Origin of the sequence: Streptomyces sporangiiformans, assembly GCF_005768555.2 — a bacterium.
Taxonomy (GTDB): Bacteria; Actinomycetota; Actinomycetes; order Streptomycetales; family Streptomycetaceae; genus Streptomyces; species Streptomyces sporangiiformans.
The window spans coordinates 1-26,158 of the sequence record NZ_VCHX02000319.1 but is presented as its reverse complement, the minus strand read 5'-3'; the positions used below and the strand labels follow the sequence as shown (position 1 = coordinate 26,158).

The 26,158-nt window shown below is 70.7% G+C and carries 23 protein-coding genes and 5 pseudogenes; 20 read left to right on the top strand and 8 right to left on the bottom strand.

The features are described from left to right. Window positions 1–127: 127 nt before the first annotated feature. Window positions 128–1,096: a LysR family transcriptional regulator gene (locus FGD71_RS39465; RefSeq protein WP_240436998.1), complete on the bottom strand. Its 969-nt coding sequence runs from the start codon at window positions 1,094–1,096 to the stop codon at window positions 128–130. A 121-nt stretch (window positions 1,097–1,217) separates the two neighbouring features. On the opposite strand from FGD71_RS39465, the gene FGD71_RS39460 reads away from it, so the two are divergent. From FGD71_RS39460 to FGD71_RS39420, 9 genes are all read left to right on the top strand, one after another. Then, window positions 1,218–2,198, top strand: a complete 981-nt coding sequence (locus tag FGD71_RS39460; RefSeq protein WP_119105364.1) for a fumarylacetoacetate hydrolase family protein — start codon at window positions 1,218–1,220, stop codon at window positions 2,196–2,198. Next, entirely contained in the window at window positions 2,195–3,166 is a 972-nt protein-coding gene (locus FGD71_RS39455; protein ID WP_119105363.1) for a cyclase family protein, read from the top strand. The genes FGD71_RS39460 and FGD71_RS39455 overlap by 4 nt, the downstream gene beginning before the upstream one ends. 222 nt (window positions 3,167–3,388) lie before the next feature. After that, window positions 3,389–4,552, top strand: coding sequence for an FAD-dependent oxidoreductase (locus FGD71_RS39450; protein WP_119105362.1), 1,164 nt, complete (start codon window positions 3,389–3,391; stop codon window positions 4,550–4,552). A gap of 8 nt (window positions 4,553–4,560) precedes the next feature. Further along, the gene (locus FGD71_RS39445; RefSeq protein ID WP_119105370.1) at window positions 4,561–5,574 is read left to right on the top strand and encodes an amidohydrolase family protein; all 1,014 of its coding nucleotides are present in this window, start codon (window positions 4,561–4,563) and stop codon (window positions 5,572–5,574) included. A gap of 9 nt (window positions 5,575–5,583) precedes the next feature. Further along, window positions 5,584–6,522, top strand: coding sequence for a VOC family protein (locus tag FGD71_RS39440; protein ID WP_119105361.1), 939 nt, complete (start codon window positions 5,584–5,586; stop codon window positions 6,520–6,522). A gap of 119 nt (window positions 6,523–6,641) precedes the next feature. After that, window positions 6,642–7,613 carry a fumarylacetoacetate hydrolase family protein gene (locus FGD71_RS39435; protein ID WP_119105360.1) on the top strand — a complete coding sequence of 324 codons (972 nt, stop codon included), beginning with the start codon at window positions 6,642–6,644 and terminating at the stop codon, window positions 7,611–7,613. Next, entirely contained in the window at window positions 7,610–8,359 is a 750-nt protein-coding gene (locus FGD71_RS39430; protein ID WP_119105359.1) for an SDR family NAD(P)-dependent oxidoreductase, read from the top strand. Before FGD71_RS39435 ends, FGD71_RS39430 begins: the two co-directional genes overlap by 4 nt. A gap of 45 nt (window positions 8,360–8,404) precedes the next feature. Next, a complete protein-coding gene (locus tag FGD71_RS39425) occupies window positions 8,405–9,190 on the top strand; it encodes a CoA transferase subunit A (RefSeq protein WP_119105358.1) in 786 nt (261 codons plus the stop codon). 20 nt (window positions 9,191–9,210) lie between these two features. Next, entirely contained in the window at window positions 9,211–9,846 is a 636-nt protein-coding gene (locus FGD71_RS39420; RefSeq protein WP_119105369.1) for a CoA transferase subunit B, read from the top strand. Between the two features lie 109 nt (window positions 9,847–9,955). On the opposite strand, the gene FGD71_RS39415 is transcribed toward FGD71_RS39420, so the two are convergent. Both FGD71_RS39415 and FGD71_RS39410 read right to left on the bottom strand, forming a co-directional pair. Next, entirely contained in the window at window positions 9,956–10,372 is a 417-nt protein-coding gene (locus tag FGD71_RS39415; RefSeq protein ID WP_119105357.1) for a roadblock/LC7 domain-containing protein, read from the bottom strand. Window positions 10,373–10,386: 14 nt separating this feature from the next. Then, the gene (locus FGD71_RS39410) at window positions 10,387–12,354 is read right to left on the bottom strand and encodes a sensor histidine kinase (RefSeq protein ID WP_162931347.1); all 1,968 of its coding nucleotides are present in this window, start codon (window positions 12,352–12,354) and stop codon (window positions 10,387–10,389) included. A 498-nt stretch (window positions 12,355–12,852) separates the two neighbouring features. Here FGD71_RS39410 and FGD71_RS49430 point away from each other — a divergent pair. The 5 genes and pseudogenes from FGD71_RS49430 to FGD71_RS39385 all read left to right on the top strand — a co-directional run bounded on the left by FGD71_RS49430 (window position 12,853) and on the right by FGD71_RS39385 (window position 16,604). Continuing rightward, window positions 12,853–13,839: pseudogene (locus FGD71_RS49430) on the top strand (beta-keto acid cleavage family enzyme). Between the two features lie 3 nt (window positions 13,840–13,842). Next, on the top strand, window positions 13,843–14,430 hold the full coding sequence (locus FGD71_RS39400; protein ID WP_119105355.1) for a PadR family transcriptional regulator: 588 nt from the start codon (window positions 13,843–13,845) through the stop codon (window positions 14,428–14,430). Next, on the top strand, window positions 14,427–15,677 hold the full coding sequence (locus FGD71_RS39395) for a hydantoinase/oxoprolinase family protein (protein WP_119105354.1): 1,251 nt from the start codon (window positions 14,427–14,429) through the stop codon (window positions 15,675–15,677). The genes FGD71_RS39400 and FGD71_RS39395 overlap by 4 nt, the downstream gene beginning before the upstream one ends. Beyond that, a pseudogene (locus FGD71_RS49805) lies at window positions 15,644–15,859 on the top strand (hydantoinase/oxoprolinase family protein); the annotation flags it as partial. The gene FGD71_RS39395 and the pseudogene FGD71_RS49805, both read left to right, overlap by 34 nt. 361 nt (window positions 15,860–16,220) lie before the next feature. Beyond that, window positions 16,221–16,604: a hypothetical protein gene (locus tag FGD71_RS39385; protein WP_219925809.1), complete on the top strand. Its 384-nt coding sequence runs from the start codon at window positions 16,221–16,223 to the stop codon at window positions 16,602–16,604. Window positions 16,605–16,732: 128 nt separating this feature from the next. Here the strand turns inward: FGD71_RS39385 and FGD71_RS39380 are convergent, their stop codons facing one another. Next, window positions 16,733–17,155 carry a DUF6069 family protein gene (locus tag FGD71_RS39380; RefSeq protein WP_119105352.1) on the bottom strand — a complete coding sequence of 141 codons (423 nt, stop codon included), beginning with the start codon at window positions 17,153–17,155 and terminating at the stop codon, window positions 16,733–16,735. Between the two features lie 203 nt (window positions 17,156–17,358). On the opposite strand from FGD71_RS39380, the pseudogene FGD71_RS50335 reads away from it, so the two are divergent. Further along, a pseudogene (locus tag FGD71_RS50335) lies at window positions 17,359–17,597 on the top strand (IS630 family transposase); the annotation flags it as partial. 39 nt (window positions 17,598–17,636) lie between these two features. Here the strand turns inward: FGD71_RS50335 and FGD71_RS39370 are convergent. Both FGD71_RS39370 and FGD71_RS47730 read right to left on the bottom strand, forming a co-directional pair. Continuing rightward, window positions 17,637–18,321: pseudogene (locus tag FGD71_RS39370) on the bottom strand (3-hydroxyacyl-CoA dehydrogenase family protein). Between the two features lie 131 nt (window positions 18,322–18,452). Beyond that, on the bottom strand, window positions 18,453–18,674 hold the full coding sequence (locus tag FGD71_RS47730) for a long-chain fatty acid--CoA ligase (protein WP_162931346.1): 222 nt from the start codon (window positions 18,672–18,674) through the stop codon (window positions 18,453–18,455). A 284-nt stretch (window positions 18,675–18,958) separates the two neighbouring features. On the opposite strand from FGD71_RS47730, the gene FGD71_RS39360 reads away from it, so the two are divergent. From FGD71_RS39360 to FGD71_RS39345, 4 genes and pseudogenes are all read left to right on the top strand, one after another. Then, window positions 18,959–19,465 (top strand): MarR family winged helix-turn-helix transcriptional regulator, encoded by a 507-nt coding sequence (locus FGD71_RS39360; RefSeq protein ID WP_181359368.1) that lies wholly within the window; start codon window positions 18,959–18,961, stop codon window positions 19,463–19,465. A gap of 44 nt (window positions 19,466–19,509) precedes the next feature. Then, a pseudogene (locus FGD71_RS49425) lies at window positions 19,510–19,725 on the top strand (2Fe-2S iron-sulfur cluster-binding protein); the annotation flags it as partial. 166 nt (window positions 19,726–19,891) lie between these two features. After that, a complete protein-coding gene (locus FGD71_RS39350) occupies window positions 19,892–20,572 on the top strand; it encodes a class I SAM-dependent DNA methyltransferase (protein WP_119105350.1) in 681 nt (226 codons plus the stop codon). Window positions 20,573–20,925: 353 nt separating this feature from the next. Beyond that, a complete protein-coding gene (locus FGD71_RS39345; RefSeq protein ID WP_119105366.1) occupies window positions 20,926–22,572 on the top strand; it encodes an ATP-binding SpoIIE family protein phosphatase in 1,647 nt (548 codons plus the stop codon). A gap of 176 nt (window positions 22,573–22,748) precedes the next feature. Here the strand turns inward: FGD71_RS39345 and FGD71_RS39340 are convergent, their stop codons facing one another. After that, window positions 22,749–23,474, bottom strand: a complete 726-nt coding sequence (locus FGD71_RS39340; RefSeq protein WP_119105349.1) for a TioE family transcriptional regulator — start codon at window positions 23,472–23,474, stop codon at window positions 22,749–22,751. Window positions 23,475–23,532: 58 nt separating this feature from the next. Between FGD71_RS39340 and FGD71_RS39335 the strand changes: the two genes are divergently transcribed. After that, window positions 23,533–24,762: an erythromycin esterase family protein gene (locus FGD71_RS39335; RefSeq protein ID WP_119105348.1), complete on the top strand. Its 1,230-nt coding sequence runs from the start codon at window positions 23,533–23,535 to the stop codon at window positions 24,760–24,762. Window positions 24,763–24,910: 148 nt separating this feature from the next. On the opposite strand, the gene FGD71_RS39330 is transcribed toward FGD71_RS39335, so the two are convergent. Beyond that, the gene (locus FGD71_RS39330) at window positions 24,911–25,912 is read right to left on the bottom strand and encodes a LacI family DNA-binding transcriptional regulator (RefSeq protein ID WP_119105347.1); all 1,002 of its coding nucleotides are present in this window, start codon (window positions 25,910–25,912) and stop codon (window positions 24,911–24,913) included. Window positions 25,913–26,158 lie beyond the last annotated feature (246 nt).

Sequence of the window (26,158 nt, the reverse complement as noted above, 5' to 3'; positions counted from 1 at the left end):
CGGGGCACCGACGCCGGTGCCCCGGCCCCCGTCCCGCACCGCATGCTGGCGTCGCCGTCGTACAGGACGTACCGGACGACGGCGAGGCCCACACGTACCGAACACCTGGCGGGTTTCCGGGCCGGGATCAGAGCAGGCCCGGCGCCCGCCCCGCACCCCGTGCGACGGACACGCCCTCGTCGGGCCCGTCGTGGCCCTTCAGCGTCGCGCCCACCTCCGTGGCCTTCTGCCGCAGCCAGATGTGGGCAGCGTCCTGGTTGTGCACCGGGTGCCACCACATCGCCTCCTGCACCGGTACCGCATCGAAGGGGCAGGGCAGGACGCGCACGGCGGCGGAGCGGACCGCTCTGCGGGCCAGGCGCTCCTGGATCATCGCGACCCGGCGCGTGCCCTCGATCATGTGCGGCAGCAACTGGAAGGTCTGGACGGACACCTCCACGTGGGGGCTGATGCCGAGCATGCTCAGCTGGCGGGCGGCCGGGGCGTCGTAGGGGCGCTGGTACACGGCCCAGGGCAGACGGGCCAGCTGGTCGAGCGTGAGTTCCTGGCCGATCTCGGGGTGGTCGTCCGCGACCAGGCACAGCCAGCGGTCCTGGTGGAGGTCGACGGCGGGGAAGCCGTCGATGACACCGTGCGGCATCAGCAGTCCGTCGACCGTGCTCAGCACGGCGGCGGTGTTCTCCACGACGGAGGGCGCCGGGTGCTGGAAGGTGAGCCGGATGCCGGGGGCCTCGTGGTGCAGGACGCGGGCGAGCGCGGCGCCGAACACGGCCGCGCCGTAGTCGGCGGCCAGCAGGGTGAACTCGCGGGTCTCGGCGGCCGGGTCGAAGTCGGCCTGGCTGGAGAAGACGCGCTCGAGCAGGTCGCACGCCGTGGCGCTGCGGTCCCGCAGGGCCACACCGAGCGGTGTCAGCTCGTAGCTGTTGCCGGTGCGGGCGAGCAGTTCGTCGTCGAAATGGCGGCGCAGCCGGGACAGCGCCGCGCTCATCGCGGGCTGGCTCAGTCCGATGCGCTCGCCGGCCCGGGTGACGTTGCGCTCCTCCAGCAGCGCGCGCAGGGCGACGACCAGGTTGAGGTCGAGTCGGGACAGGTTCACCGGGCACCACCTATGTGAGCGAGAGCCATCCATGGCATGGATTTGGCGCATTCACAGGATTGATTTCCGTGATTCGCCGACGAGAGTCAGAGTAGACCGCAACCCAGCAGGAGGAAATCTGATGGCAACGCTCGCGCAACCTGCCGGCCCGTTCGCGCTCGGCACGTTCTCCGCTCCGGACGGGGTGCCGTTCCCCGGGCTCCTGTCCAGGGACCGGGTACTCGACCTGGGCGGAGCCCTGGACTGGGCGCCCTCCGGGCTGCGAGCCGTACTGGAACGGTGGGAGGAGACCCTCCCCGTCCTGCACGCCCTGGCGGACGACGACGCCCTCGACTGGCGGCCGCTGGACGGACTGCGCGTACACGCCCCGCTGGAGCCCCGCCAGATCTTCCAGTCCGGCGCCAACTACCGCCAGCACGTGATCGACCTGGAGGTCGCCCACCGCTCCCCCGACGACCCGCGCACCGTCGAGGAGGCCCGCGCGGAGATCGCCGCGATCATGGACCGCCGGGCCGCCGAGGACCTGCCGTACGTCTTCATCGGTCTGCCCAGCACCATCGCGGGTCCGTACGACGACGTCGTACTCCCCTCCTGGGCGAAGAAGCCGGACTGGGAGCTGGAGCTGGCGGCCGTCATCGCCAGACCGGCCTACCGGATCTCCGCCGACGAGGCCCTGGGGTACGTCGCCGGCTACACCATCGCCAACGACCTCACCGACCGCGCCACCGTGTTCCGCCGGGACATGCCCGCCATCGGCACCGACTGGCTGCGCTGCAAGAACGCCCCCGGTTTCACCCCGCTCGGGCCCTGGATCGTCCCCGCCGAGTCCATCGCCGACCCGGGTGACCTGCGGGTCACGCTGAAGCTGAACGGCGAGACCATGCAGGACGAGTCCACCAAGGACATGCTCTTCGGCGTGGCGCGGCTGGTGTCGTACATCTCCCAGACCTCGCGGCTCCTGCCCGGCGACCTGGTACTGACCGGCAGCCCGGCCGGCAACGGCATCCACTGGGGCCGGCTGCTGCGCGACGGCGACGTCATGGAGGGTTCCATCACTGGACTGGGTGTGCAGCGCACCCGCTGCGTGGAGGAGACGCCATGAGCCTGGACCGCCACGACCCGGAGGGCGCGATCGCCGAGGCCGCCAAGGCGTACTCCAACTGGGGGCGCTGGGGTGCGGACGACGTACTCGGCACGCTGAACTTCCTCGACGAGGCGAAGCGGCGCGAAGGCGCGACACTCGTGCGCCGGGGCGTCAGTTTCTCGCTGTCACAGCGGTTCGACATGAACGGGCCGCAGAAGGGCTGGCGCCGGCGGACCAACCCCGTGCACACCATGCTCGACACCGGCACCGACGCCGCCCTCGGCAACCAGGGCTTCCCGCACGGCATCGGTGGCGCCGACGATGTGATCGCGATGCCGCTGCAGTGCTCCACGCAGTGGGACGGGCTCGGGCACATCTTCGACCACGGCAAGGCCTGGAACGGACGCGACGCGGAGAAGGTCGTCACCTCCGCCGGCGACCTGGTCACCGGCATCGAGCACATGGCCCCGTACGTGGCCGGTCGCGGCGTACTGCTGGACGTCGCCCGGGTCATCGTTGGCGACGACGGTGAGCCGGAGCTGCCCGACGGTTTCGCGATCACCGCGGACCACCTGGCCACCACCGCCGAGGCCCATGGCGTGAGCGTCGGCCGCGGCGACATCGTCCTCGTCCGCACCGGACGCCTCGCCCGCGCCCGGCGGGAGGGCTGGGGCGACTACGCGGGCGGCCCCGCGCCCGGTCTGTCGTTCACCACGGCCGGCTGGCTGCACGCGAGCGAGATCGCCGCGATCGCCACCGACACCTGGGGCTTCGAGGTACGGCCCAACGAGTTCGAGAACGCCTTCCAGCCGCTGCACCAGGTCGTCATCCCCAACATGGGCCTGCTGATCGGCGAGATGTGGGACCTCGACGGGCTCGCCGAGGACTGCGCCCGCGACGGCGTCTACGAGTTCTGGCTGACCGCCGCACCGCTGCCCATCACCGGAGCGGTCGGGTCCCCGGTCAACCCCATCGCCGTCAAGTAGACCGAGTAGCCCGCTCAGCCGCCGGATGCGCCTCCTCCCCGGACAGCAACGGGCGCATCCGGCCCACACCGCTCCAGCCGCTCTGCCGGGTGCCGCGCACCCCGGCCCGCACTCCCAGCGGACAAGCCGCACCCCGTCCCCACCCCGGCCCGCACTCCCAGCGGACAAGCCGCACCTCGCCGCGCGAAGCCGCGCGGCCCAACCCCGGGAGGTATCCCCGACATGGCTGACAGCCTCACCTGCCCCCAGCCTCCGGCTGGGGGCACCCCCACCGTCCTGGTCATCGGCGGGGGCGCCTCCGGCAACGCCGTCACCATCCTGCTGCGCCGCGCCGGCATCGCCGTCGACCTGATCGAGGCCCAGCCCGACTGGAACGCCACCACCGGATCGGGCATCACCCTCCAGGGCAACGCCCTGCGCGTCCTGCGCGAACTCGGCGTGTGGGAGCAGGTGAGCGCCTCGGGATTCGCCTTCGGCTCGCTGGGCGTGGCCGCCCCCGACGGCACCATCCTCTTCGTGGCCGAGGACCTCCAGACCGGCGGCGACGACCTGCCGGCAACCCTCGGCATGCAGCGCCCGCGGCTCCAGCAGATCCTTATCGACGCGGTCCGCGCTTCGGGCGCCGACGTCCGCCTGGGCACCACCGTCGACACCCTGGAGCAAGACGCCGACGGCGTCTCGGTCCGTTTCAGCGACGGCGCCCAGGGCCGCTACGACCTGGTGATCGCCGCGGACGGCCTGAACTCCGCCACCCGCGCCGCGGTCGGCATCACCGACAGACCCGAGCCCACCGGCATGGCGATCTGGCGCATCGCGGCCCCACGGCCCGAGGGCATGGACCGCACGGACCTGGCGTACGGCGGCCCGGCCTACATCGCGGGCTACTGCCCCACCAGCGAGAACACCATCTACGCGTACGTCGTCGAGGCCAGCCGCGACCGGGCCTCCATCGACCCGGCCACGTACGCGGACGAGATGCGTCGGCTCGCCCAGGCCTACGGCGGTTTCTGGCCTGAGATCACGAAACACATCGACAACCCGGCCAAGGTCAACTACACCTGGTTCCACCGCCACCTCGTGGAGGGCCCGTGGCACCGCGGCCGGGTCGTGCTGGTCGGGGACGCCGCCCACTGCTGCCCGCCCACCTTCGCCCAGGGCGCGGCGATGTCGCTGGAGGACGCCTCCGTCCTCGCCGAGTTGCTCACCACCCGAAGCGACTGGGACGACCGGCTCTTCACCGACTACCACGCACGGCGCCTGCCCCGCGTACGCATGGTCGTCGACGCCTCCGTCCAGCTCGGCCAGTGGCTGCTCGACGGGGTGCGCGACGCGGACGTGCCCGGACTGGTGGGCCGCACCATGAACGCGCTGAAGGAACGCCCGTGACGGAACACCTGCCGGCACCGACGATCGACGTCCACGCCCACCTCCTGCTCCCGGAGGTGGATGAGGCCGTCGCCGGTCACCCCGGCCTCGCCGAGGCCCGGGTCCTCGACGCCCGCCGCAACGGGTCAGCCGCCCTGGCCGTGAACGGTCCCATGGTCGGCGCGCGCGTGCCGAAGCTGACGGACGTCACCGTGCGCATCGCGGCCATGGACGCGGCCGGCGTGGACGTGCAGCTGGTGAGCCCCTCGCCGTCGCACTACCACTACTGGGCCGAGCCCCGGCTGGCCGAGCGGGTGTGCGGGCTGGCCAACGAGGGGACCGCGGCACACTGCGCCAAGGCCCCCGACCGGCTTTACGGCCTCGGGCTGGTCCCCCTCCAACACCCCGACCTCGCCGTCGCCCTGCTCGACCACGCACTGGGCCAGGGCCTGAGGGGCGTGGAGCTGTCCTCGCACGCGCCGGGGCCGGTCGGGACTCGAGCGGTGGAACTCTCCGATCCGCGGCTCACACCCTTCTGGGCGCGCGCGGAGGAGACCGGCGCCCTGGTCTTCCTCCACCCGTTCGGCTGCACGCTCGACGAGCGCCTGGACCAGTGGTACCTGTCCAACACGGTCGGCCAGCCCACCGAGAACGCCGTCGCCCTCTCCCACCTGATCTTCTCCGGCGTCCTGGACCGCCATCCGGGCCTGAAGCTGATCGCGGCGCACGGCGGCGGCTACCTTCCCACCCACATCGGCCGCTCCGACCACGCCTGGCGCGCCCGCCCCGACACCCGGGGCTGTGCCCGTGAGCCGAGCAGCTACCTGAAGCAGCTGTACTTCGACTCCCTCGTCCACGACCCTCACGTGCTGCGGGAGCTGGTCCGGGCCGCCGGGCCCGAACAGGTCCTGCTCGGCTCCGACTTCCCCTTCGACATGGGCATCGAGGACCCGCTGGGCGCGCTGCGCGCCGCGGACCTGCCCGACCCCGACTTCCACGCCGTCCGCGGCGAAAACGCCGCCGTACTGCTCAACCTCGCCTGAGGAGGCCCCATGAGCAACCGTCTGCTCACCCACCTGCGGCACGTCGACCTCGCCGTGCCCGACTACGACAAGCAGCTCGACTTCTACGCCGGCGTCTGGGGCCTGACCAAGGTCGCCGAGGACTCCGGGATCTCCTTCCTCGCCGCCGAGGGCAGCCCCGAACAGTACGTCGTACGACTGCGCAAGGCCGACGAGAAGCGCCTCGACCTGGTCTCCTACGGGGCGGGCAGCCCGGCCGACGTCGACACGCTGGCCCGGCAACTCCTTTCCCAGGGCGTGCAGTTGATCTCCCAGCCGGAGAAGATCGACACCCCGGGCGGCGGGTACGGCTTCCGCTTCTTCGACGTTGACGGCCGCACCATCGAGGTCTCCGCCGATGTGGAGGCGCGGCAGCACCGCCGCATCGAGGAGAAGGAGGCGATCCCGGTCCGCCTGTCGCACGTGGTGCTCAACTCCCCCGATCTGAACAAGACCCGTGAGTGGTACGAGCGCCACCTCGGCTTCCGTCTCTCCGACACGCTGGGCTCGCCGCACATGGGCGAGGTCATGCACTTCATGCGGATCAGCAACCAGCACCACTCGATGGCCATCGCCAAGGGCCCGCACACCTCCCTGCACCACGTCTCCTTCGAGATGCGCGGCCTGGACGAGTACATGCGCGGCTCCGGCCGCGTGATGCGGGCCGGGTTCCGCAAGCTCTGGGGCCCCGGCCGGCACCTGGCGGGCGACAACACCTTCACGTACTTCCTCGACCCGCACGGCAACACCGTCGAGTACACCACCGAGCTGGAGGAACTGGACGAGGACACCTGGCACCCCCACGTCTACGACTTCTCGGAGGCCGAGGTCACCGACCAGTGGGGCACCGCGAACCCGATGAACGAACTCATCGTCAAGGAGTCGTTCAACGACGTCGACCGCGGTGTGTTCGTCGCTCCTCCGGTCTGACCACCCGGCCGGCAAGGCCCTTCCGCCACCGGGGCGCGGCGATCCACTGTCCTGCCGTGACTGCCCGCCGCGCCCCGGCTCCTCCGTCCCGCCCGCCCCACGCCGACTGGACCCCTCCCATGCGTTTCGCCACGTACGAACACCGCGACCAACACCATGTGGCCGTCGTCACCGAGGACGGCACGCTCCGTCCCCTGCCCGGTGTCCACTCCCTGACCGGCCTGCTCGCCGAGGGGGGCGGACTGCCGCACCTGCTCGACGCGGGCACCGGGGCGCTCGACACCCCGGCCGGTCCCCACGTCTCCGAGGTGCGTCTGCTGCCGCCGCTCCAGCCGCCCACCGTGCGGGACTTCGTCACCTTCGAGGAACACGTCGAGGGCGTACGGCGGTCCGTGGACGGCGCCGCCGGGGTGCCGGAGCGGTGGTACGCGGCGCCGACGTTCTACTTCACCAACCCCTACGCGGTGTACGGCCCGCACGACGACATCCCCGTGCCCCCGGGGTCGAGCCTGTTCGACTTCGAGCTGGAGGTCGCCGCCGTGATCGGCAGGGAGGGCCGTGACCTCACCCCCGAGCAGGCCCGCGACCACATCGTCGGCTACACGATCTTCAACGACTGGACGGCCCGGGACCTGCAGTCCGCCGAGATGAGGGTCGGCCTCGGCCCCTGCAAGGGCAAGGACACCGCCACCACGCTGGGTCCCTGCCTGGTCACCGCCGACGAGCTGGAGAAGTACCGGGACGCGGACGGCTTCCTGCGCCTGGCGCTGACGGCGGAGGTCAACGGGGAGGTCGTGGGCAAGGACCTGCTGTCCAACATGAGCTGGACCTTCGAGGAGATGGTCGCCTACGCCTCACGCGGCACCGTCGTCCGCCCCGGGGACGTCCTCGGCTCCGGTACCTGCGGCAACGGCGGCTGCCTCGCCGAGCTGTGGGGCGTACGAGGCAGGCAGGACCCGGCGCCGCTGAAGCCCGGCGACACGGTCACGCTCACCGTCGAAGGCATCGGCTCCGTCTCCAACACCGTGGTTCCCGGCTCTGATCCCCTGCCGGTTCCCGTCGCCCGGCGCCGTCCGAGGGAGCGGCCATGACCGGCTTCCACTCCGAGCGGCTCCTCGGCAAGGTCGTCGTGGTCACCGGCGCGGCCCGCGGCCAGGGCGCCGCGGAGGCCGAAGCACTGACCCGCGAGGGTGCCCGGGTGATCGCCACCGACGTGGCGGAGGCGCCCGGCTGCCGCCGCCTCGACGTCACCAGCGAGAAGGACTGGGCTCAGCTCGCCGCCGAACTGCGCGAGGCGTACGGGCAGGTGCACGGCCTGGTCAACAACGCGGGCGTCACCTGGCGCGCCCGGATCGACGACGTACGCGCCGAGGACATGGCCCGCGTCCACGCGGTCAACGTCACCGGTCCGCTCCTGGGCATCCAGCACCTGGCCCCGCTGATGCGGCCCGGCTCGTCGATCGTGAACGTCGGCTCGTCCGCCGCGCTCACGGGCCACTACCCGGTCGCGTACACGGCCAGCAAGTGGGCGCTGCGCGGCCTGTCGAGGACCGCCGCCATGGAACTGGGGCCCCGCGGCATCCGCGTGAACATCATCCACCCCGGCTTCATCGAGACGGACATGACCGCCTCCGCGGCGCCCGCGTTCCGCGAGGCGAACGTCCGCGAGACACCGCTCGGCCGCACCGGAACCGTCGACGAGATCACCCCACTCGTCACCTTCCTCCTCTCCGACGAGGCGTCCTTCATCACCGGAGCCGAGATCCCGGTCGACGGCGGCCTCACCGCGCACGGCGGTGCCAAGCCGATCTCGGACGCCCTGCGCCCGGACGCCTGAACCAGCAACAACACACGACAGACACGGCAGAAAGGCCCTCCCTCCATGGACAAGGTCCGCGCGAGCGCCGCGGAGGCGGTCGTCGACATCCCCGACGGCGCGTCACTCGCCGTCGGCGGCTTCGGCCTCAGCGGCATCCCCGACGTGCTCATCCAGGCCCTCCACGCCCAGGGCGCCACCGGCCTGGAGGTCGTGTCGAACAACTGCGGTGTGGACGGGCGCGGGCTCGGGGTCCTGCTGGCCGACGGCCGGATCGCCCGTGTCACGGGCAGTTACGTGGGCGAGAACAAGGAGTTCGCCCGTCAGTACCTTTCGGGCGAACTGGAGGTGGAGCTGGTACCGCAGGGCACGCTGGCCGAACGGCTGCGCGCCGGAGGAGCGGGCATCCCCGCCTTCTACACCCCTGCGGGGGTCGGCACCCAGGTTGCCCGCGGCGGACTGCCCTGGCGTTACGCGGCCGGGGGAGGCACGGTCGCCGTGGCCTCCCCGCCCAAGGAGACCCGTGACTTCGCCGACCGCACGTACGTCCTTGAGCACGGCATCACCACCGACTTCGCCCTCGTGCGGGCCTGGCGCGGCGACCGCCAAGGGAACCTGGTCTTCCGCAAGTCCGCCGCCAACTTCAACCCGCTGGCCGCGATGGCCGGCCGCATCACCGTCGCCGAGGTGGAGGAGCTCGTCGAGCCCGGTGCGCTGAACCCGGACGAGATCCACCTGCCGGGCATCTTCGTCCAGCGGATCGTGGCCCTCACCCCCGCCGAGGCAGCCGACAAGCAGATCGAACGCCTTTCCATTTCCGCGTCTTCGACACGAGGGACCGTACGCGCATGAGCACCACCCCCGGTACGCGACTGGGCTGGACCCGGGACCAGATGGCCGCCCGCGCCGCCGCCGAACTCATCGACGGCTCCTACGTCAACCTCGGCATCGGCCTGCCCACCCTCATCCCCAGCCACCTCCCACCCGACGTCCATGTCGTCCTCCACTCCGAGAACGGCATCCTCGGCACCGGCCCCTACCCCACCGAGGACAACGTCGACCCCGACCTGATCAACGCCGGCAAGGAGACCGTCACCGTTCTGCCCGGCGCCTCCTTCTTCGACTCCGCGCTCTCCTTCGGCATGATCCGCGGCGGCCACATCGACACCGCCGTCCTCGGCGCCATGCAGGTCTCCGCTGCCGGAGACCTGGCCAACTGGATGATCCCCGGCAAGATGGTCAAGGGCATGGGCGGTGCCATGGACCTCGTCCACGGCGCCCGCCGCGTCATCGTCCTCATGGAACACACCGCCAAGGACGGCGCCCCGAAGATCCTCAAGGAGTGCACCCTCCCCCTCACCGGCGAGCGGTGCGTCCACCGGATCATCACCGACCTCGGCGTCCTCGACGTCACACCCGAGGGCCTTGTTCTCGTGGAATGCGGGCCGGGTGTCACCGCCGAGGACATCACGGCCCGCACCGACGCGCCTCTCATCCGGAAGCCATGAACCATGGACACGTCGGGCGGGCAGGGACCACGGTCCCTGCCCGCCCGACGTTCTGCGTCCTGTTCTCACCGCCCCGACCGCAGTGGCAGCACTGCGCGCCCCCACACGTTCAGCGCGCGAACGAAGACGGATGGGGTTGACCGATGAGTTGTGGTGTGAGGAGTGCGCCGGCGCGGTCGGCGAGGACAGCCATCTCGTAGCCGACGAGACCGATGTCGCAGCCCTCCTCGGCGAGAACACCGAGGCAGGAGCCGTCGCGCATGTGGTTGACCATCATGAACCCGTCGAGCATTTCGATCATGACGAGCTTCATCCCGCGGAAGCCATATGTGTCGGCGGCGTTCTGGGTGAGGGACACGATGCCGGACACCACCGCGGACAGATGGTCGGCGAGATCGCGGCTGAGGCCGTCGGAGGCCGCGATGAGGAGGCCGTCGGAGGAGACGGCGACCGCGTGGGTGACACCGTCGGCTGTGCGGGCGAAGTCGGAGATGAGCCAGGCGAAGTTCTGGTGAGCAGAGGTCACGGGGGTTCGGGTTCCTATCTGGCTTCGGCGCGCGCGACGCCCGCCCGGAAGCCGTTGAGCATGGAGGAGACGTACGTCCGCCGGTCGGGCGGCGAGGCCTCGTCGGGGGCAAGGATCCGGGCGGGGAGGGTGACGAGAGCGGACACGCCCCCGCCGGGTGTGTCGGAGAGCAGGACCTCGACGCCGAGGCGGCGGGCGAGACGGCCGACGACGTAGTGGCCCAGGTAGCGGGTGGGAGCGACGAGGAACGCCTCCTTCCCGGCGATACGGGCGTTGGCACGGGCCAGGTCCTCGGGGGACATGCCGACACCGTGGTCGACGACGGCGATGCAGTACTCGTTGCCGTCGCCCCAGCCGTGGACGTCCACGGGCTGCTCCGGCGGGGAGAAGGTGAGGGCGTTCTCGACGAGCTCAGCAAGCAGGTGCGAGAGCTCGGCCACGGCGCGGCCGCTGATCCGGCGGGGCTCGATCTCGGCTATCGCAACGCGTCGGTACTGCTCGACCTCGCCGAGGGCGGACTGCACGAGTTCGAGGCTGCTGGCGGTCACGCTGCTGATCTGGGGGCTGCGTTCGTCTACGAGGACGAGCAGGCTCTCGGCGTTGCGGCGCATACGTGTCGCGAGGTGGTCGAGCTCGAAGAGCTCGGCGAGCGCCTCGGGGTCGAGCTCCTGCTGTTCGAGGGCCGTGATGAGCGCCAACTGACGGCGGACGAGGCCCTGATTGCGGCGGCCGAGGCTGGCCAGGGACTCGGCGGTGTTGCGGCGCAGCACGGCCTGTTCGGCGGCCAGGCCGACGGCGGTGCGCTCGACGTTGTGCAGGGCGGCGACGACACGGGAGATTTCCTGTGCGTTGCTGGGTGGCCGCCTGCCGCCTTCGGCCGGGACGAGTTCGCCGGCCTGGATACGGGCCACAGCGTCGGGCAGGCGGCGCTGGGCGACGTCGTCGGCTTCGCGGGCGAGTGCGTCGAGGGGCCTGGTGATGGAGCGACCGGCGAGAACAGCGGCCACGACGAGGGCGGCGACCACCAGCAGGCCGAGCGCGAGGTAGCCGGTAAGGGCGGCAGCAGCGTTGTCGCTGAGGGTCTTGGCGCGGGCCTGTGCGTCCGCGTCGACCCTCTGCTGCGCTTCGTACACGGTGCGGTCGGCGCGAATCATGTTGCTGGTGAACCCCGTGGCGTCGGCGTCGATCTCCGACCCGTCGGCGGCCTTGAGGGCCGCGTTCTCGACGACGTCGAGGCGCTTGGTCACCGGCGAGGAGAACATCTTCACGACGGCATCGCGCTGGGAGGGGGTGGCGAGCCTGAAGAAGCGCGTCATGGCGGATATACGGGTCGCCCGCGCCTCCACGAAGTCGAGGTAGTTCGTTCCCCGGAACGAACCCGCGGCGAGAACGCCGCTGAGCTGGCTGCCTTCCTGGCTGCCGGCCTCCTTCGCCTCGGCGAGGGCCTGCAGGGCGGCAAGGTCGTCCCGCAACTGCCGGTCGCCGCGCGCGGCCTTGTCCTCGGTCGGGTCCGCGGCGTTGAGCGCGCTGATCACGCCGGTGTAGTACGCGTAGGTCTTCTTCCGGTCGGCGGAGCCCGCATCCACGGCCGCACGGAACGTGGCCAGCCGGTCCAAGCGGCTCATCGCCCGGGCCATGACCGGCTCGTCGCGAAGCTCACTGCGGAAGGCGTCGACCTGCTCGCGGCTGCTGACGACTTGCTGGAGGTAACTCTTGTCGCCGGCGGCCAGGCCGTTGGTGTAGGTGCGCTCCGTCTGCAGGCGGTGCACCAGGCCCTGGATGCGCAGGGTCACATCGATCTGCGACCTGGTGTCGCGGGCGTCCCGGTACGCCTGGAGCTGGTTGGCGACGGCCGTGCCGACCAGCACCAGCAGGAGGCATGTGGGTACGGCGAGGATGACCGTCATGCGCCCGCGGATGGTGCGCCAGCTCAGCGCGTTGCGTATGGACCGCGCTGTGCCGCCACGGACGAAGGACAACATCTTCGATCTCCCCCTCTTCATGCCATTACCGCATGCACTTCACATACCTGTCCGGACAGGGCAACGAGCCTGCGGGACGAATGCTCTGGAGCCTGCGTGGCCGACCGCCCGGGCGTCGTGAGGGGCGGCAGACGCAGCCGCCGTCCGTGCCGGGTGAGGAAGCATGGCGGGCGAGCAGTCGGCCGCGCCGGATTCGCTTCGGCGCCGTTCTGCGGTCGCCGGAAAACGGATCCGGGCATGCGGGGACTCCACGAGCGGGGCGACGGGGGACCCAGCGGTACCGCCGTGGTGGCCGTACCACGCCGCGGGCACCGGTCCACCCGAAGGGGCCGGTGCCCGAGGCGGGGCGTCAGGGTCTGCCCCGACTATGGGTCAGTCCGCCCATCAGCGCCTAGACCTCGCACGATCGAAATCGCGGATAGCGCTCATCCACCAGATTGATGCCCGCGCCACCGCTCCCTACCCGACCGCCCCGGCGGCGAGGGGCGGCGACGGGCCATGACCCAGCGCGCCATCCGCCATGCAGAGGGGCGGGGCCGCAACCCGCGGACTCGGCCGCCCTCTTGGGGACGCGGCCGCGCGCCGAACCGCGTTATCGCCCCGACCGGCGGAATGGCGGACAAGTCGGTCACGCCGCATCTGCCGACCCAGCCCAAGGAGATCGCGGACGACGTCGTGCGCTGCTGGGAGGCGGGAGCGAGCATCGTCGCGGTGCACGCCCGCCGACCGGACGACGGGGCGACGTGCGACCCGGAGATCTACGGCCGGATCAACGAACTGATCCGGTCCCGCTGCGACATCATCATCAACAACAGCACCGGTGGCGGCATCAGCGGCGACATGGTCGCGACCCTCCCGGACGGCCGCCAGGAGATCTCCTTCGAGCAGCGCATCAAGGGCACCCTCGCCGGGGCCGAAATGTGCACGTTCGACCCGCAGATGCAGTGCATGCACCGCGGCGACCTCGAACTGCTCATGGACACCTCCTGGAGCCGGTGCCTTCAGCTGGCGCAGGCCATGAAGGACCGCGGCATCAAGCCGGAGTGGGAGGTGATGTCGCTGTCCGACCTGGTGTGGGTCAAGGACCTGATCGCGCTCGGCTACGACGAGCCGCCCCACTACATCAACATCGTGCTCGGCAAGCACAAGCTGATGTCCGGCGCCACCCGGTAGACACCGAAGGACCTGCAGCGGTTCGTCGAGGACCTGCCGGAGAACTCCCTGTTCTGCGTCAGCGGGATCGGTCCCGCCCAGTTGCCGTCCTCGGTGCACAGCCTGATCCTCGGCGGCCAGGCCCGCGTCGGCCTGGAGGACAACGTCTACTACGCGCGCGGACGGCTGGCGACCAACGTGCAGCTCGTGGAGCGCATGGTCCGGATCCTGCGCGAACTGAACCTGGAGCCGGCCACCCCGGCCGAGGCCCGCGAGATGCTCGGGCTGCGCCCGCCGGCGACCGTGACCGCAGCCACCGCACAGGCCAGGTGAGCGATGTCGCTGAAATTCGCACTGCTCGGCTTCCTCAGCACCGAAGCGGCGTCAGGCTTCGATCTCGCCCGCGAGTTCGGCGAGTCGGTGGGCTGGTTCTGGTTCTCCTCGCACAGCCAGATCTACCCCGAACTGCGGCGCCTGGAGACCGAGGGGCTGGTGGCCAGCACCCCCTCGCCCGGCGGCCCGGGCAAACAGAAACGGATCTACCGCCTGACCGAGCAGGGCGAGACCGAGCTGCAGTCCTGGCTGGAGCAGCCCACCGAGTACGCGCCGATCCGCGACGTCGAGCGGGTCAAGCTGGTCTTCCTCGACCAGGCGCCCGTCGAGGTGATCCGCCGTCACCTGGAAGACCACAAGAAGCACTACGAAGATCTGCTGGCCGTCTACACCCAGCAACTCCGCGAACTCCATCGGGGCGTCTTCCCCCGGCTCGTCAAGCGACTGGCCACCCGGCCGCGCAACTCCCACGAGATGATCACCGGCCTCAAGGTGCTCGCCATGCAGGGCAACATCGCCCGTGTCCGCACCGAGATCCACTGGGCCGAGGACGCGCTGAGCTGGCTCGAAGGCATGGAGGACCAGACATGAGGTTCCGTGTGGGCACCGATGTCGGTGGCACCTTCACCGACCTGTGGGTGTACGCCGACGACGGGCGGCAGGCCGTACTCAAGGCTCCCAGCACCGCCGACATCATCGGCGGAATCCTGCGCGCCGTCGACTTGGCGGCGGACCACTTCAGGCTCTCCGCCCGGGAGTTCTGCTCCTCGATCGACCGTTTCGGGCACGGAACGACCGCCGGCCTCAACGCACTACTCACCTCCTCCGCGGCGCGGACGGCGCTGATCACCACCGCGGGCTTCCGGGACACCCTGGAGATCGGCAGGCTCAAGCGTCAGCTCGCCGGGCTCACGGAGCTCGAGATCGGCGACTACCGCAACCGGGGACGGTGGCCCGCGGCGGTGCCCCGCCAGCTGGTCTTCGAGGTCGGCGAGCGGATCGACTCCGCCGGCGAGGTCGTCGTACCGCTCGACGAGGCAGGGCTCGACCGCGTGATGGACCGCGTCGCCTCCGCCGGGGTCGACGCCGTCGCCGTGGCCACGCTGTGGTCGGTCGCCAACCCGGAGCACGAGCGGCGGATCGGCGCCGCCGTGCGCGCACGGTTCCCCGAGATGTTCGTCAGCCTCTCCCACCAAGTGGCGCCGTCCGTGGGCGAGTACGCGCGAATGTCGACCACCGCGGTCAACGCGGCACTCGGTCCGGTGATGAGCGCGTACCTGCGCCGGCTGGACGACGCTCTGCGGGGGCTCGGACTCGCCGTGCCGGTGGTGGTGATGACCAGCGAGGGCGGAGTCGTCTCCGCCGACGTGATCAGCGACCAGCCGGTGTCGGTGCTGATGTCGGGACCGGCCGCGGGCGTCATCGCCTGCCAGGGCATCGGCCTGCGGCTCGGCCACGAGAACCTGCTCACCGTCGACATCGGCGGGACCAGCTTCGACGTGGGCACCATCGCGCGGGGTGAGCCGCTGATGCGTGGTCAACTCACCGTCGGCGGCGCCGACATCCAGCGTCCGGCGATCGACGTGGCCACGATCGGCGCGGGCGGCGGCAGCATCGCCCGGGTGCGGGACGGAGCGCTGACCGTGGGTCCGTTCAGCGCGGGCGCCCGCCCGGGTCCCGTCTGTTACGGGCGCGGCGGCACCGAACCCACGGCAACCGACGCCGACTTGGTGCTCGGTGTGCTCGGCGAAGAGGACTTCGCGGGCGGCACGATGCGCCTGGACGGGGAGGCGGCGCCGCAGCGATCAAGGAGCACATCGCCGACCCGCTCGGCCTGAGCGTCGTCGAGGCGGCCTGGGGCATCCGCCAGGTTCTGGACAGCAAGATGGCCGGCCTGCTGCGCAGCGTCACGATCGAGAAGGGTCACGACCCCCGCGAGTTCGTGCTGTTCGCCGGTGGCGGGCAGGGCCCGTCGCATGCCTGGGCCCTGTGTCGCGAACTCGGTGTCGGCACCTTCGTGGTCACCCCGACCGCGACCGGGCAGTCCGCCCTCGGCACCGGGACGTGCGACCTCAAACGCACCGTCAGCCGACCCCATCACCTGCGGGTGGCCGACGACCGGGAGATCACGGCGAGCGACGTCCAGCCCCTCGCCGAGCAGCTCGCGGCGATGACCGCCGAGGCAGAGGCGGCGTCCGCGGCCGGACCGGGCACCGGAGCAGCCGCGGGCCCACGTCCTGCCCGCGCTGCCCGACTGGCCATCCATCGCCACCACCGCTGCCGACTTCCTCCAGCGTGCGGAGCAGCACGTCTATCTCTCGGCGCACGCCGACCAACTCGCCCAGTTCACGGCCGACATCTCCGACGCCCAGGACCGCGGCGTGCGTTTCGACGTCGTGTGCTTCGGCCCGGTCCCGGTGACGGTCCACAAGGGCCGTGCGGTGCAGCACACCAGCACGGAGGGCACCCTCTACCGACACCACCAGGCCCGGCACCTCGCCGTCGTCGCCGACAACCACGACACGCTCTGGGCGCTGGCACCCGACGGCCACTCCTGGAGCACCGCCGTCATCACGGACCCCTTGTTCACCGCGGCCATCAAGGGGTACATCCGGCACGATCTCTATGTCCAGCAGATCTACGCCGACTTCACCGACGAGCTACACGCCCACTACGGCCCCGGCCTGCAACAGCTGGTACAGCCCGCGAACACCACCGAAGCCGCTTCACGCACCCCTGCGGAACGCGACAGCAAGACCGCCTGACCACACCAGGGAGTCCAATGTCTGCGGCCGCCAAGCCCTGACACTGGAGCACATACTCACCGCCGTCGGGCGGGGCAGGGGCCACGATCCCTGCCCCGCCCGACGTTCTCCGTCCTGTTCTCCTGTTCTCACCGCCCCGACGACAGGGGCATGACCTTGCGGTAGCTGAACACCGCGACCACGGCGACCACGACGTGCATCAGGAGCAGCGCCACAACGCCGGCCACTCCACCGTCACCGAAGAGCAGGAAGTCGGGAACGAAGGACACCACGACGACGGTCGGCACCAGCCATCGCACCAACGCCTCGGGGTCCTTCGACACCTTGCGGACTATGGCCCAGCCGATGGCGCCGGCCACCACTCCGACCGCCGTCAGGAAGATGTACGAGGCCGGCTTCAGCGGCTGGAAGTCGTCGGGCGCGCCCGCGGCCAGGGCGAGGAGGGCAAGCACAGCGTCGGCGAGAGCGGCCACAACGATCGCGGCGAGCACACCTCCCGCCACAACGAGCGGACCTCGGCGGACGGTGACTGCGTCAGAGGCAACAGACATGGCAACTCCAGGAAGGCGACTACAGAACGAGCTCAGGCATGTTTGAAGTGTCAAACAAGAGTCTGGCCGGAATTATTTGAACTTTCAAGCCCTTGGCGGTCAGTCACTCGGCAGCAGTCGCCTCATGCCGGGCACCACGAACAGCAACGCGGCGGTGTCCAGACCGCTGAGCCTGGCTTGCGTGCTGTCCCGATGGTGGTGGGCTGACGGCTGAGGAGCGGGCTCGCCGTGAGCGGTTCCGGTTCGCGGCCGCTGATCCGATCGAGGCCGGTGCCAGTGACCGGGAGGCGGCCCGGCGGTTCCGCGTGACCAGGCTGTCGGCGAACCGCCGGCGCCGGCTGCGGGCGGGCGGCAGCCCCTGGTCTCCAAGGGGCCCGGTGGCGCCCGCTGCAAGCTCGATGCGGGTCGACTGCGTTTGCTGGAAGCGGCGTCGGATGCCGGGGCACAGCGACAACAATCCTCAAGCTCGTCTGACTTTCTTTCAGTCGAAGTAATTGTGGAAGCCCTGGCCCGTCTTCCTGCCGAGGAGACCGGCGTCCACCATGCGCAGCAGGAGGAGCGGCGCGGCGTACAGCGGTTCCTTGTACTCGGCGTACATGGAATCCGCGATGGCCTTGAGGGTGTCCAGGCCGATCAGGTCGGCCAGCCGCAGTGGGCCGATGAGGTGGGCACAGCCGAGCACCATGCCGTTGTCGATGTCGTCGGCGGCGGCGAGGCCCGACTCCAGCATGCGGACGGCGGACAGTAGGTAGGGCACCAGCAGGGAGTTGACGACGAATCCGGCGCGGTCCTTTGCGTGGATGACCTGCTTGCCCAGGGCCGCCCTGACGAAGTCCCCTGCACGATCGCGGGTTTGGTCACTGGTCAGCAGGGAGGGACCAGCTCGACGAGGTCGAGTACCGGTACCGGGTTGAAGAAGTGCACGCCGATCACCTGCTGCGCGCGTCCGGTCGCCGTGCCGAGCTTCATGATGGGGATGGAAAGTGAAGCCGATCCGGCGGAGGGTCGTACCGCTGTCCGCGGGGGCGAGTCTGCCGCTGCGCACCGCGCAGCGGCAGGGACTTGGTGATTCGGTCACGGCCCGCCTCGACCGCCCCGGGGGCGGTTTCGCTGACGAGGACGTCGAGGCCGGCGCGGGCGCAGACCTCGGCTATGCCACTGCCCATGAGTCCCGCCCCGACGACGCCCACGCGGCGGATGGGCTCGGGGGCCGTGCCCTTCGGGACGGCGCCGGAGGGGATGCCGGACGGCTGTGGGGACATGAGGTACCTCTCCATGGTGTCTGGTCTGGCCGGGCTCAGCCCCGCAGCAGGTTCCGGTGCAACTTGCCGGTGGCGGTGCGGGGCAGGTGGTCCCGGAGTTCGAGGCGTCGGGGGATCTTGTGGCGGGTGAGGGAGGCGGAGAGGAACGTCTGGATGTCCTCCAGGGAGCAGTCCGCGCCGTCGGCCGGCACCACGATGGCCGTGACGACCTCTCCCCAGACGGGATCGAGCGTTCCGACGACCGCGACCTCGTACACGGAGGGACACGCCCTCCAGCGCCTCCTCCACCTCGGTCGGACCGACGTTCTCCCCACCGGTGATGATCGTGTCCTTGATCTTGCCGACCACCACCAGGCGGCCCTCGGGGTCGAGGTACCCCGGTCGCCCCCGTGGAACCAGCCACCGGCGGCGCGGGCCGCCGCCGTCTCCTCCGGCAGGCCCAGGTAGCCGGACGCGACACTGGGGCCGCGCACGACGACCTCTCCCGTCGTGCCGTGCGACACGGGGCGGTTTCGGGGTCGACGACGCGGATGCGGCGACAATGACCACCCCTTCGGCCACCGTCGGCTTCCGCGCGATGTGGACGGCGGCTCGCCCCGACCTCGACACCTCCCCCATGGACATCGTGGGCCCTGTCAAGCGCATCGAGGCGCTGGTGACCACCGCTTTGGAGCCGCTGTACGGGGGCGCCCCGATCACCGCGCCGGAGCTCGACGTCCTTGTGCAGATCCGGCACGCCGAGGCCCCGGTGATCGCCCGCCGGCTCGCCGAAACCCTGGGCTGCTCCCGCGCGGCCGTCGGCAAGACGCTCGCCAAGCTGGAGAAACGCGGCTTTGTCGAACGTCGCCCGAGCCCTGCGGATCGCCGCGCCGCCCTGGTCACCGTCACGCCGACGGGGTGCGACGCGATCGACGACATGTTCCCCCGCCAACTGGCCGTGGAGGCCGAGTTGCTCGACGGCCTCGGCGCCGACCGCGACCGGGTCGTGGAAGCGCTGAACCTGCTGGAGCAAGTACTCAAGCAGCGGGCGGGGCGTCGCCGAGCCTGACGGGGCGGCCCGCCGCGCCCACCACAGACCGCGACGACGCCACCGGCCGGGGCCCGACGAGCGAGTTCACCGTGGTCCTCGACGGCCGGGCGACCACGTTCGCCGCGCCATGCCACCGCAGCATCCTCGACGGCGCCCAACAGGCCCGCCCCGACCTTCCGTACGCGTGCAAGGGCGGCGTCTGCGGAACCTGCCGCGCCCTCGTCACCGACGGCGACGCCGACATGCGCCGCAACTACGCACTGGAGCCGGCGGAGGTTCACCGGCTCCTGCGGCTGAGAACCCACCTGCGCCCGCACCGAGCGACGGCCGCCGGTGAAGGTGCAGGGTACCGCGCCCAGCAGGGTCGGCCGCGATCAGCCCTCCAGGCCGCGCCCAAGTCTGTATAACTGTGAAAAAATTACACAAGTCAGAAGGAGAATCCTTGTGAGTGACCCTGCCGACAAGCTCGGCTACGGGAGCATACGGCTCGACCGCACAGGCCAGGCCGAGGCCTTCGACGCCATCGGCGACCGCTACGACGAGGCCTTCCCGCACAAGGAAGGGCAGGTCGCGTCCGCCGAGTGGCTCATCAGGTCCCTGACGGCCGGGTCCCGTGTTCTGGACCTGGGGTGCGGCACCGGGGTCCCGACCGCCCGCCAGTTGGCGGAGGAGGGCTTGCAGGTCGTCGGTGTCGACCTGTCGGACAGGATGGTCGCGCTTGCCCACCAGCACGTGCCCACCGGGGAGTTCCACCAGTCGGACATCGCGGACCTGCGGCCCGGAGGTCCCCGGGACCTCGGCCGCTTCGACGCGGTGACGGCTTTCTTCTCCCTGCTCATGCTGCCGCGCGCCGAGATCCCTCTCGCGCTGCAGACCATCCACCACCTGCTGATTCCGGGCGGTCTGTTCGCGCTGTCGATGGTGGAGGCCGATGTGGACGACTTCTCGATCCCGTTCATCGGAAAGACCATCCGGGTGTCCGGCTACCTGAGGGACGAGCTGCGTGAGGTCGTCGAGGCGGCGGGCTTCGAGATCGTCGAGGAGTCCTCGTACACATACGCTCCGGCGACCGTGGACGTCCCGCCCGAGGTGCAGATCTTCCTGCGCTGCAGACGCCGCGCCTGACGCCCCGATCCGCCCGCCCGGCGCGGGCCCGCAAGGCCGGAAGGACACACGTGACGAAGCACCTCGGAGCCGATGGAGGCACCGGCGGGCAGGCGGCCGGCGCGCATGAGCCTGCCGCCCGCCCGCATCGACCGCAGCAACCCGCTCCGTCACCCGGGTCCGCCGACCGCGCCGAGGAGGCGCGCGCGCAGTCAGGAGAGGATCCCGGTTCCCAGGACAGCGGCCCGGCGGTGTGCCTGTCGGCCGCGGAAGCTCCCGCCGGACAGCCGAGGGGCGCCCCACCGGACGTCGCCGAGCCGCAGACCGACAGACTCCGATACCTCGACGCGGCGACACGACAGATCGCCCGCGGCATGAACCTCGACGAGACGTTGCACGAACTCTGCCGGGCGGCCGTCCCGGCATTCGCCGATACGGCGTTCGTTCATTTGTACGCTCCACTTCCGGTCGGTGACGAGATCGCCGCCTCTCCCGGCGTCCTGCGGCTGCACACCACGGACCGCGCACCACCACGGAAGGCTGCCACCCGCGGGTCCGGGCCGCCCCCACCGGCCGCTGACACCGTCCAGGCGGCAGAGGTCGTACGCCCGGCCGCCACCGCTCGGCTCACCAAGCTGCTACGGGCCGGGCGGCCGGTGTTCGGGAACGCTCCGGGTATCCGTTCCGTGGTGGCCGAGTTGCTGGGGGTGGCGAACGCTCCCGGCGCGGTGCCGCCCGGACGACGGCTGATCCTCGCTCCGCTGCACGGCCGCAGCCATGCCATGGGCAGCGTCGTCCTCATCCGCGGACCCGACCGGGCGGACTTCACCGCCGACGACCTGCTCGTCGCCTCCCAGCTCGCCACCCACACCGCTCTCGGGATCCACAAGGCGCTGCTGTACGCGCGCGAGGCATCCGTCGCGGACGCGCTGCAGCGCACGATGCTCCCGCCGTCGCTGCCCGACCCGGCCGGAGTCCTGCTGGCCAGCCGCTATCTGCCGTCCTCGCGGACCGCGCAGGTCGGCGGCGACTGGTACGACGCGATCCCGCTGCCCGGCAACCGCGTCGCGCTGGTCATCGGAGACGTGATGGGCCACTCCATGACCTCGGCCGCGATCATGGGCCAGCTGCGCACCATCGTGCAGACCCTGGCCGGGCTCGACCTCCCGCCGGACGAAATCCTGCACCACCTCGACGAGCAGGCGGAGCGGCTGGGCAGCGAGCACACGGCGACCTGCCTGTACGCCATGTACGACCCCGTCCTGCACCGGTTGCTGGTGTCCAACGCCGGCCACCTGCCTCCGGTGCTCCTGCACCCCGACGGCAGCACGGAGGTTCTGCCGGTCCCGCCAGGAGCGCCGATCGGCGTCGGCGGCGGTGCATTCGAGTCGACCGAGACGCACGCACCGGCCGGAGCGACCCTGCTGCTGTACACCGACGGCCTGGTCGAGTCCCGCGACTCGGACGTGATGACCGGGGTGGATCGGCTGCGCGCACGATTGCAGGCAGCCGCCTCGGGATCCGCGCCCCCGGCGCTGGAAGAGGTGTGCGATCAGGCGCTCGGCACTCTGGGCGCGGGAGGCCGGGACGACGACATCGCGCTGCTCGCCGCCCGGTTCGAGGGCATCCTGCCGGGGACTGTCGCGTACTGGTACCTGGCTCCTCGTCCGCAGACCGCGCGACAGGCCCGTCGCCTGACCCGAAGGACACTGCACGACTGGGGTCTCGACTCCGTGGTGGAGTCCACCGAGCTCATGGTCAGCGAGGTCGTGGCGAACGCCGTGCGCTTCGCCTCCCGGCCGATCACCCTGCGCCTGCTCTGCACGGAGGTACTGCGCTGCGAGGTGGGTGACGACTCGCCGCTGGTGCCGAGGATGCGGCACGCCCAGCTGAGCGACGAGGGCGGCCGGGGACTGTTCCTGGTGGACCAGCTGGCACGGCGCTGGGGGGCGACACGGGTGAGCACGGGCAAGGTGGTCTGGTTCGAGCAGCCGCTGCCTGGCGATCAGGCCCCCGGCTGAAGGATCCGGCGCTGGGCGGTCCATATCCCCGTGCCGAGGAGCGGCGCCGTCGTCGCCGACGTGTCGCCGACCTGACGCCGACGATGAGGCCGCAGCCGGGCCAGGAACGCCCTGGCGTGGCGCGCAAGCCCCCGCACCTGGACCACGTGCATGCGGCCGCGCTGCCCCTGTCCGGGCTAGGCCGTGGGCGGGGCCGGTGGGTAGGTGAGGTAGGCGTCCAGTGCGGCGGCGCCGGTGAGCATGGCGCGGCTTCGGGCCGAGAGGCGGGCATGCCAGTCGTGCAGCGTCGACTCGAGCGGCGCGATGCCTCCGGCGGAACGAACCTGGGCGATCAGCGGGGCGACCTGTTCGAGCAGGTAGCCACCGCGTCTGAGCTGGTGGGCCAGGAGGGCGTCGCGTACGTCGGCCGCGCTGTAGACCCGGTAGCCCGTCTGCGGGTCGCGGCGCGGCTGGACCAAACCGGCGCGTTCCCATTTGCGCAGGGTGGCCGGGCGGATGCCGAGCCTTTTCGCCAGGGGACCAACGAACATCTCGCCGCGTTCCTGCGGCAGGGGTTCGAGGTCACCAACAGCGGCTTCGACGGCTTGGAGGGTGCGGCGGTCGTCGAGCAGCTGGGCGTGACTTTCGTCGATGAGCCGAAGCGCGTCCTCGGTGGCGTCCCGGTTGATCGCCTGCATGATCGCCGTGGCCGTCTGGTGGCCGTGTCCAGGCACGAGAGCGAGGAACGCGCGCAGGGCTTGCGCGTGCCGTGGCGTGTAGGTGCGGTAGCCGTGCGAGGTGCGTTCAGCGGCCGGAAGGATCCCGGCCGCCTCATAGTTGCGGATCGCCTGCGTGGACAGACCGTGTCCGCGTGCCAGGTCAACCGGCCTGAGTTGGTCACCGCTTTGAAGGTTTCGCCTCACTGTCCTGCCACTATCGACGAGAAGTTTCCACCGTTGGTTCAACGATACCGTTGAGGGTATGACTGTTGGAATCACTGACGCTGCCCATGTCGTCGACCCTGCTGCCGTCATGGGCTTGCTCCCGGCCAGGCCGCGGCTACTCGCCCTGGGCGAGCCCACCCACGGCGAGGACGTTCTGCTCGACGTGCGGAACGAGATCTTCCGGCAACTCGTCGAGCAGGAGGGCTACCGGACGATCGCGATCGAGAGCGACTGCATGATGGGCCTGGTCGTGGACGACTACGTCAGCTCGGGCACCGGCATCCTCGACGACGTCATGGAGCGTGGCTTCAGCCACGGGTTCGGCGCGTCCGCGGCCAACCGCGAGCTGGTGCGCTGGATGCGCGCGTACAACGACGGCCGGCCCGCGTCACAGCGGCTCCGCTTCGCCGGTTTCGACGGCCCGCTGGAGATCACCGGCGCCGCGAGCCCTCGGCAGGCCCTCACCGCACTCCACGGTTACCTCACCGCCTGGGTTGACGCCGACCTGCTTCCCTGCACCGCGGAAACCCTCGACCGCCTGCTCGGCGCTGACGACCGGTGGACCAATCCCGCCGCGATGATGGACCCGTCCCGGTCCGTGGGGCAGACGCCCGACGCCAAACAGCTGCGGCTGCTCGCCGATGATCTGGTGGCCCTGCTCGACGCGCAGACGCCACACCTGATCGCGGCGTCCTCACGGGAGGAATGGCACCGGGCACGCTTGTACGGTCGTACCGCCACCGGGCTGCTGCGCTACCACTTCTGGATGGCCGACACATCACCGAGCCGCATGGCGAGGCTGCTGGACCTGCGGGCTTCGATGATGGCCGCCAACCTGCTCGCCATCGCCGAACGAGGGCCGGCGCTGGTGTACGCCCACAACGCGCATCTGCAGCGGGACAAGAGCACGATGCGGATGGGCGACCTCCCGCTGGAATGGTGGAGCGCCGGCGCGATCGTGAGCGCCCAGCTGGGAGAGGGGTACGCCTTCCTGGCCACGGCCCTCGGCACGATTCGCCACCAGGGGGTGGACGCCCCGCCCCCGGACACCGTCGAGGGGCTGCTGTACGCGCTCCCGGAGGAGCGTTACGTCGTCGACCGTCGCCGACTGGCAACTGCCCTCGCCAACGTGACGCCCGCTGCACGAGTGTCCCCCTGGTTCGGTTACTCCCCGCTTGATCCGGCCCACATGGCCGGCACTGACGGGATCGTGTTCGTCAAGGACGCCCGACAGAGCTGGGCTCCCCGAGCGTTCAGCAACGACTGACCAGTACTGGTCCAGGTGGCGATCGGACGTCGTTGGCTGACCGTTGATTTTCCGGGCGGGTTGCAGGCGCGGGCCGATCCGGCCGGCAGCCGCTTGTTCGCGGCTGTCGCCACACTCACCGCCGAACCGCCCGCCGTTCGACGAGCCGTCAGGCCGGCCCTTCTGGGACCGGCCCGCTCGTTCCCCGCACCACCAGTTTCGGGTCCAGCACCGCCTCACGCGGCTGCAACTCCGCGTCCTCCAGTCTTTCCACGGCGAACCGCACCGCGTACTCCGCCATGAGGACCGCGTCCTGGCGGACGGTGGTCAGGCCGATCGGCATCAGGTGGGAGAGGTGACTGTCGTCGTAGCCGACGACCGACAGGTCGCGCGGAACCTCTACGCCGGCCCGGGTCAGGGACATCAGCAGGCCCATCGCGCACCGGTCGTTGCCCGCGAGGACCGCCGTCGGCAGGGGTAGCCCGCTGTCCCTCTCCGCCAGGAGCAGGCGACCGGTCTCGATGCCCGACTGCTCGGTGTGGTCGCCGGGAATCACCCTCAGCTCGGACTCCAGGCCGTGGCGACGCATCGCGGCCCGGTAGGCGCGCCTCCGCTCGGCCGAGCCGGGACCCTTGCCGCCGTCGATGTGCAGGATCCGGCGATGCCCCAGTTCGACGAGGTGGTCCATGGCCTGCCGTATGCCCTTGCCCTCCGCGGTGTGCACGCTGTCGACGCGGGCGTGGGGCACCCTGCGACCGACGGAGACAGCGACCGTGCGCTGTCCGAGGGCGTCGAGGTCCGCGGCCGCCGCGTCCGGACCGAGCAGGATCACCGCTTCGCAGCGATGGCTGAGCAACGCCTCGACGGTCTTGGCCTCGCCGCGCCCCTGGGCGGTGGCGGAGAGCAATACCTCGTAGCCGAGTCGTTCGGCCTCGGGGTAGATGCCCTCGACGAGGTCGGAGTGGAAGGTCTGGTGGACGGTGAACATCACGCCGAGGGTGCGGCTGCGGCCGCGGGCGAGCAGTCGGGCCGCATTGTCGGGGCGGTAGCCGATCTCGTCGGCGACGCGCAGGACCCGCTCGCGGGTCTCCTGACTCGCCCCCGGCTGGTCACGGAAAATGATCGAGACCAGTGCCCTGGACACGCCCGCCTTGGCGGCGACGTCCACCATCGTGGGCCGCTGCCTGCCCGATGTATTCACCTGTGAACCACCCTTCGACGCGCCCAACCTTAAACGGGCAGTCCCGAAATCCCCCAGCAACAAGCTATTGACATGACATTTGGACAGGGGTCATCGTACTCGCACTAGAGCGCGCTAGTAGCGCGCGGCAGTCAAGTCCTCCCGTGACAACTCCCCGGAGTCTCCGGAGCGAAGGGATACGTGCGTGATGCCGTTCGAAGTGCTGACCATGGGCCG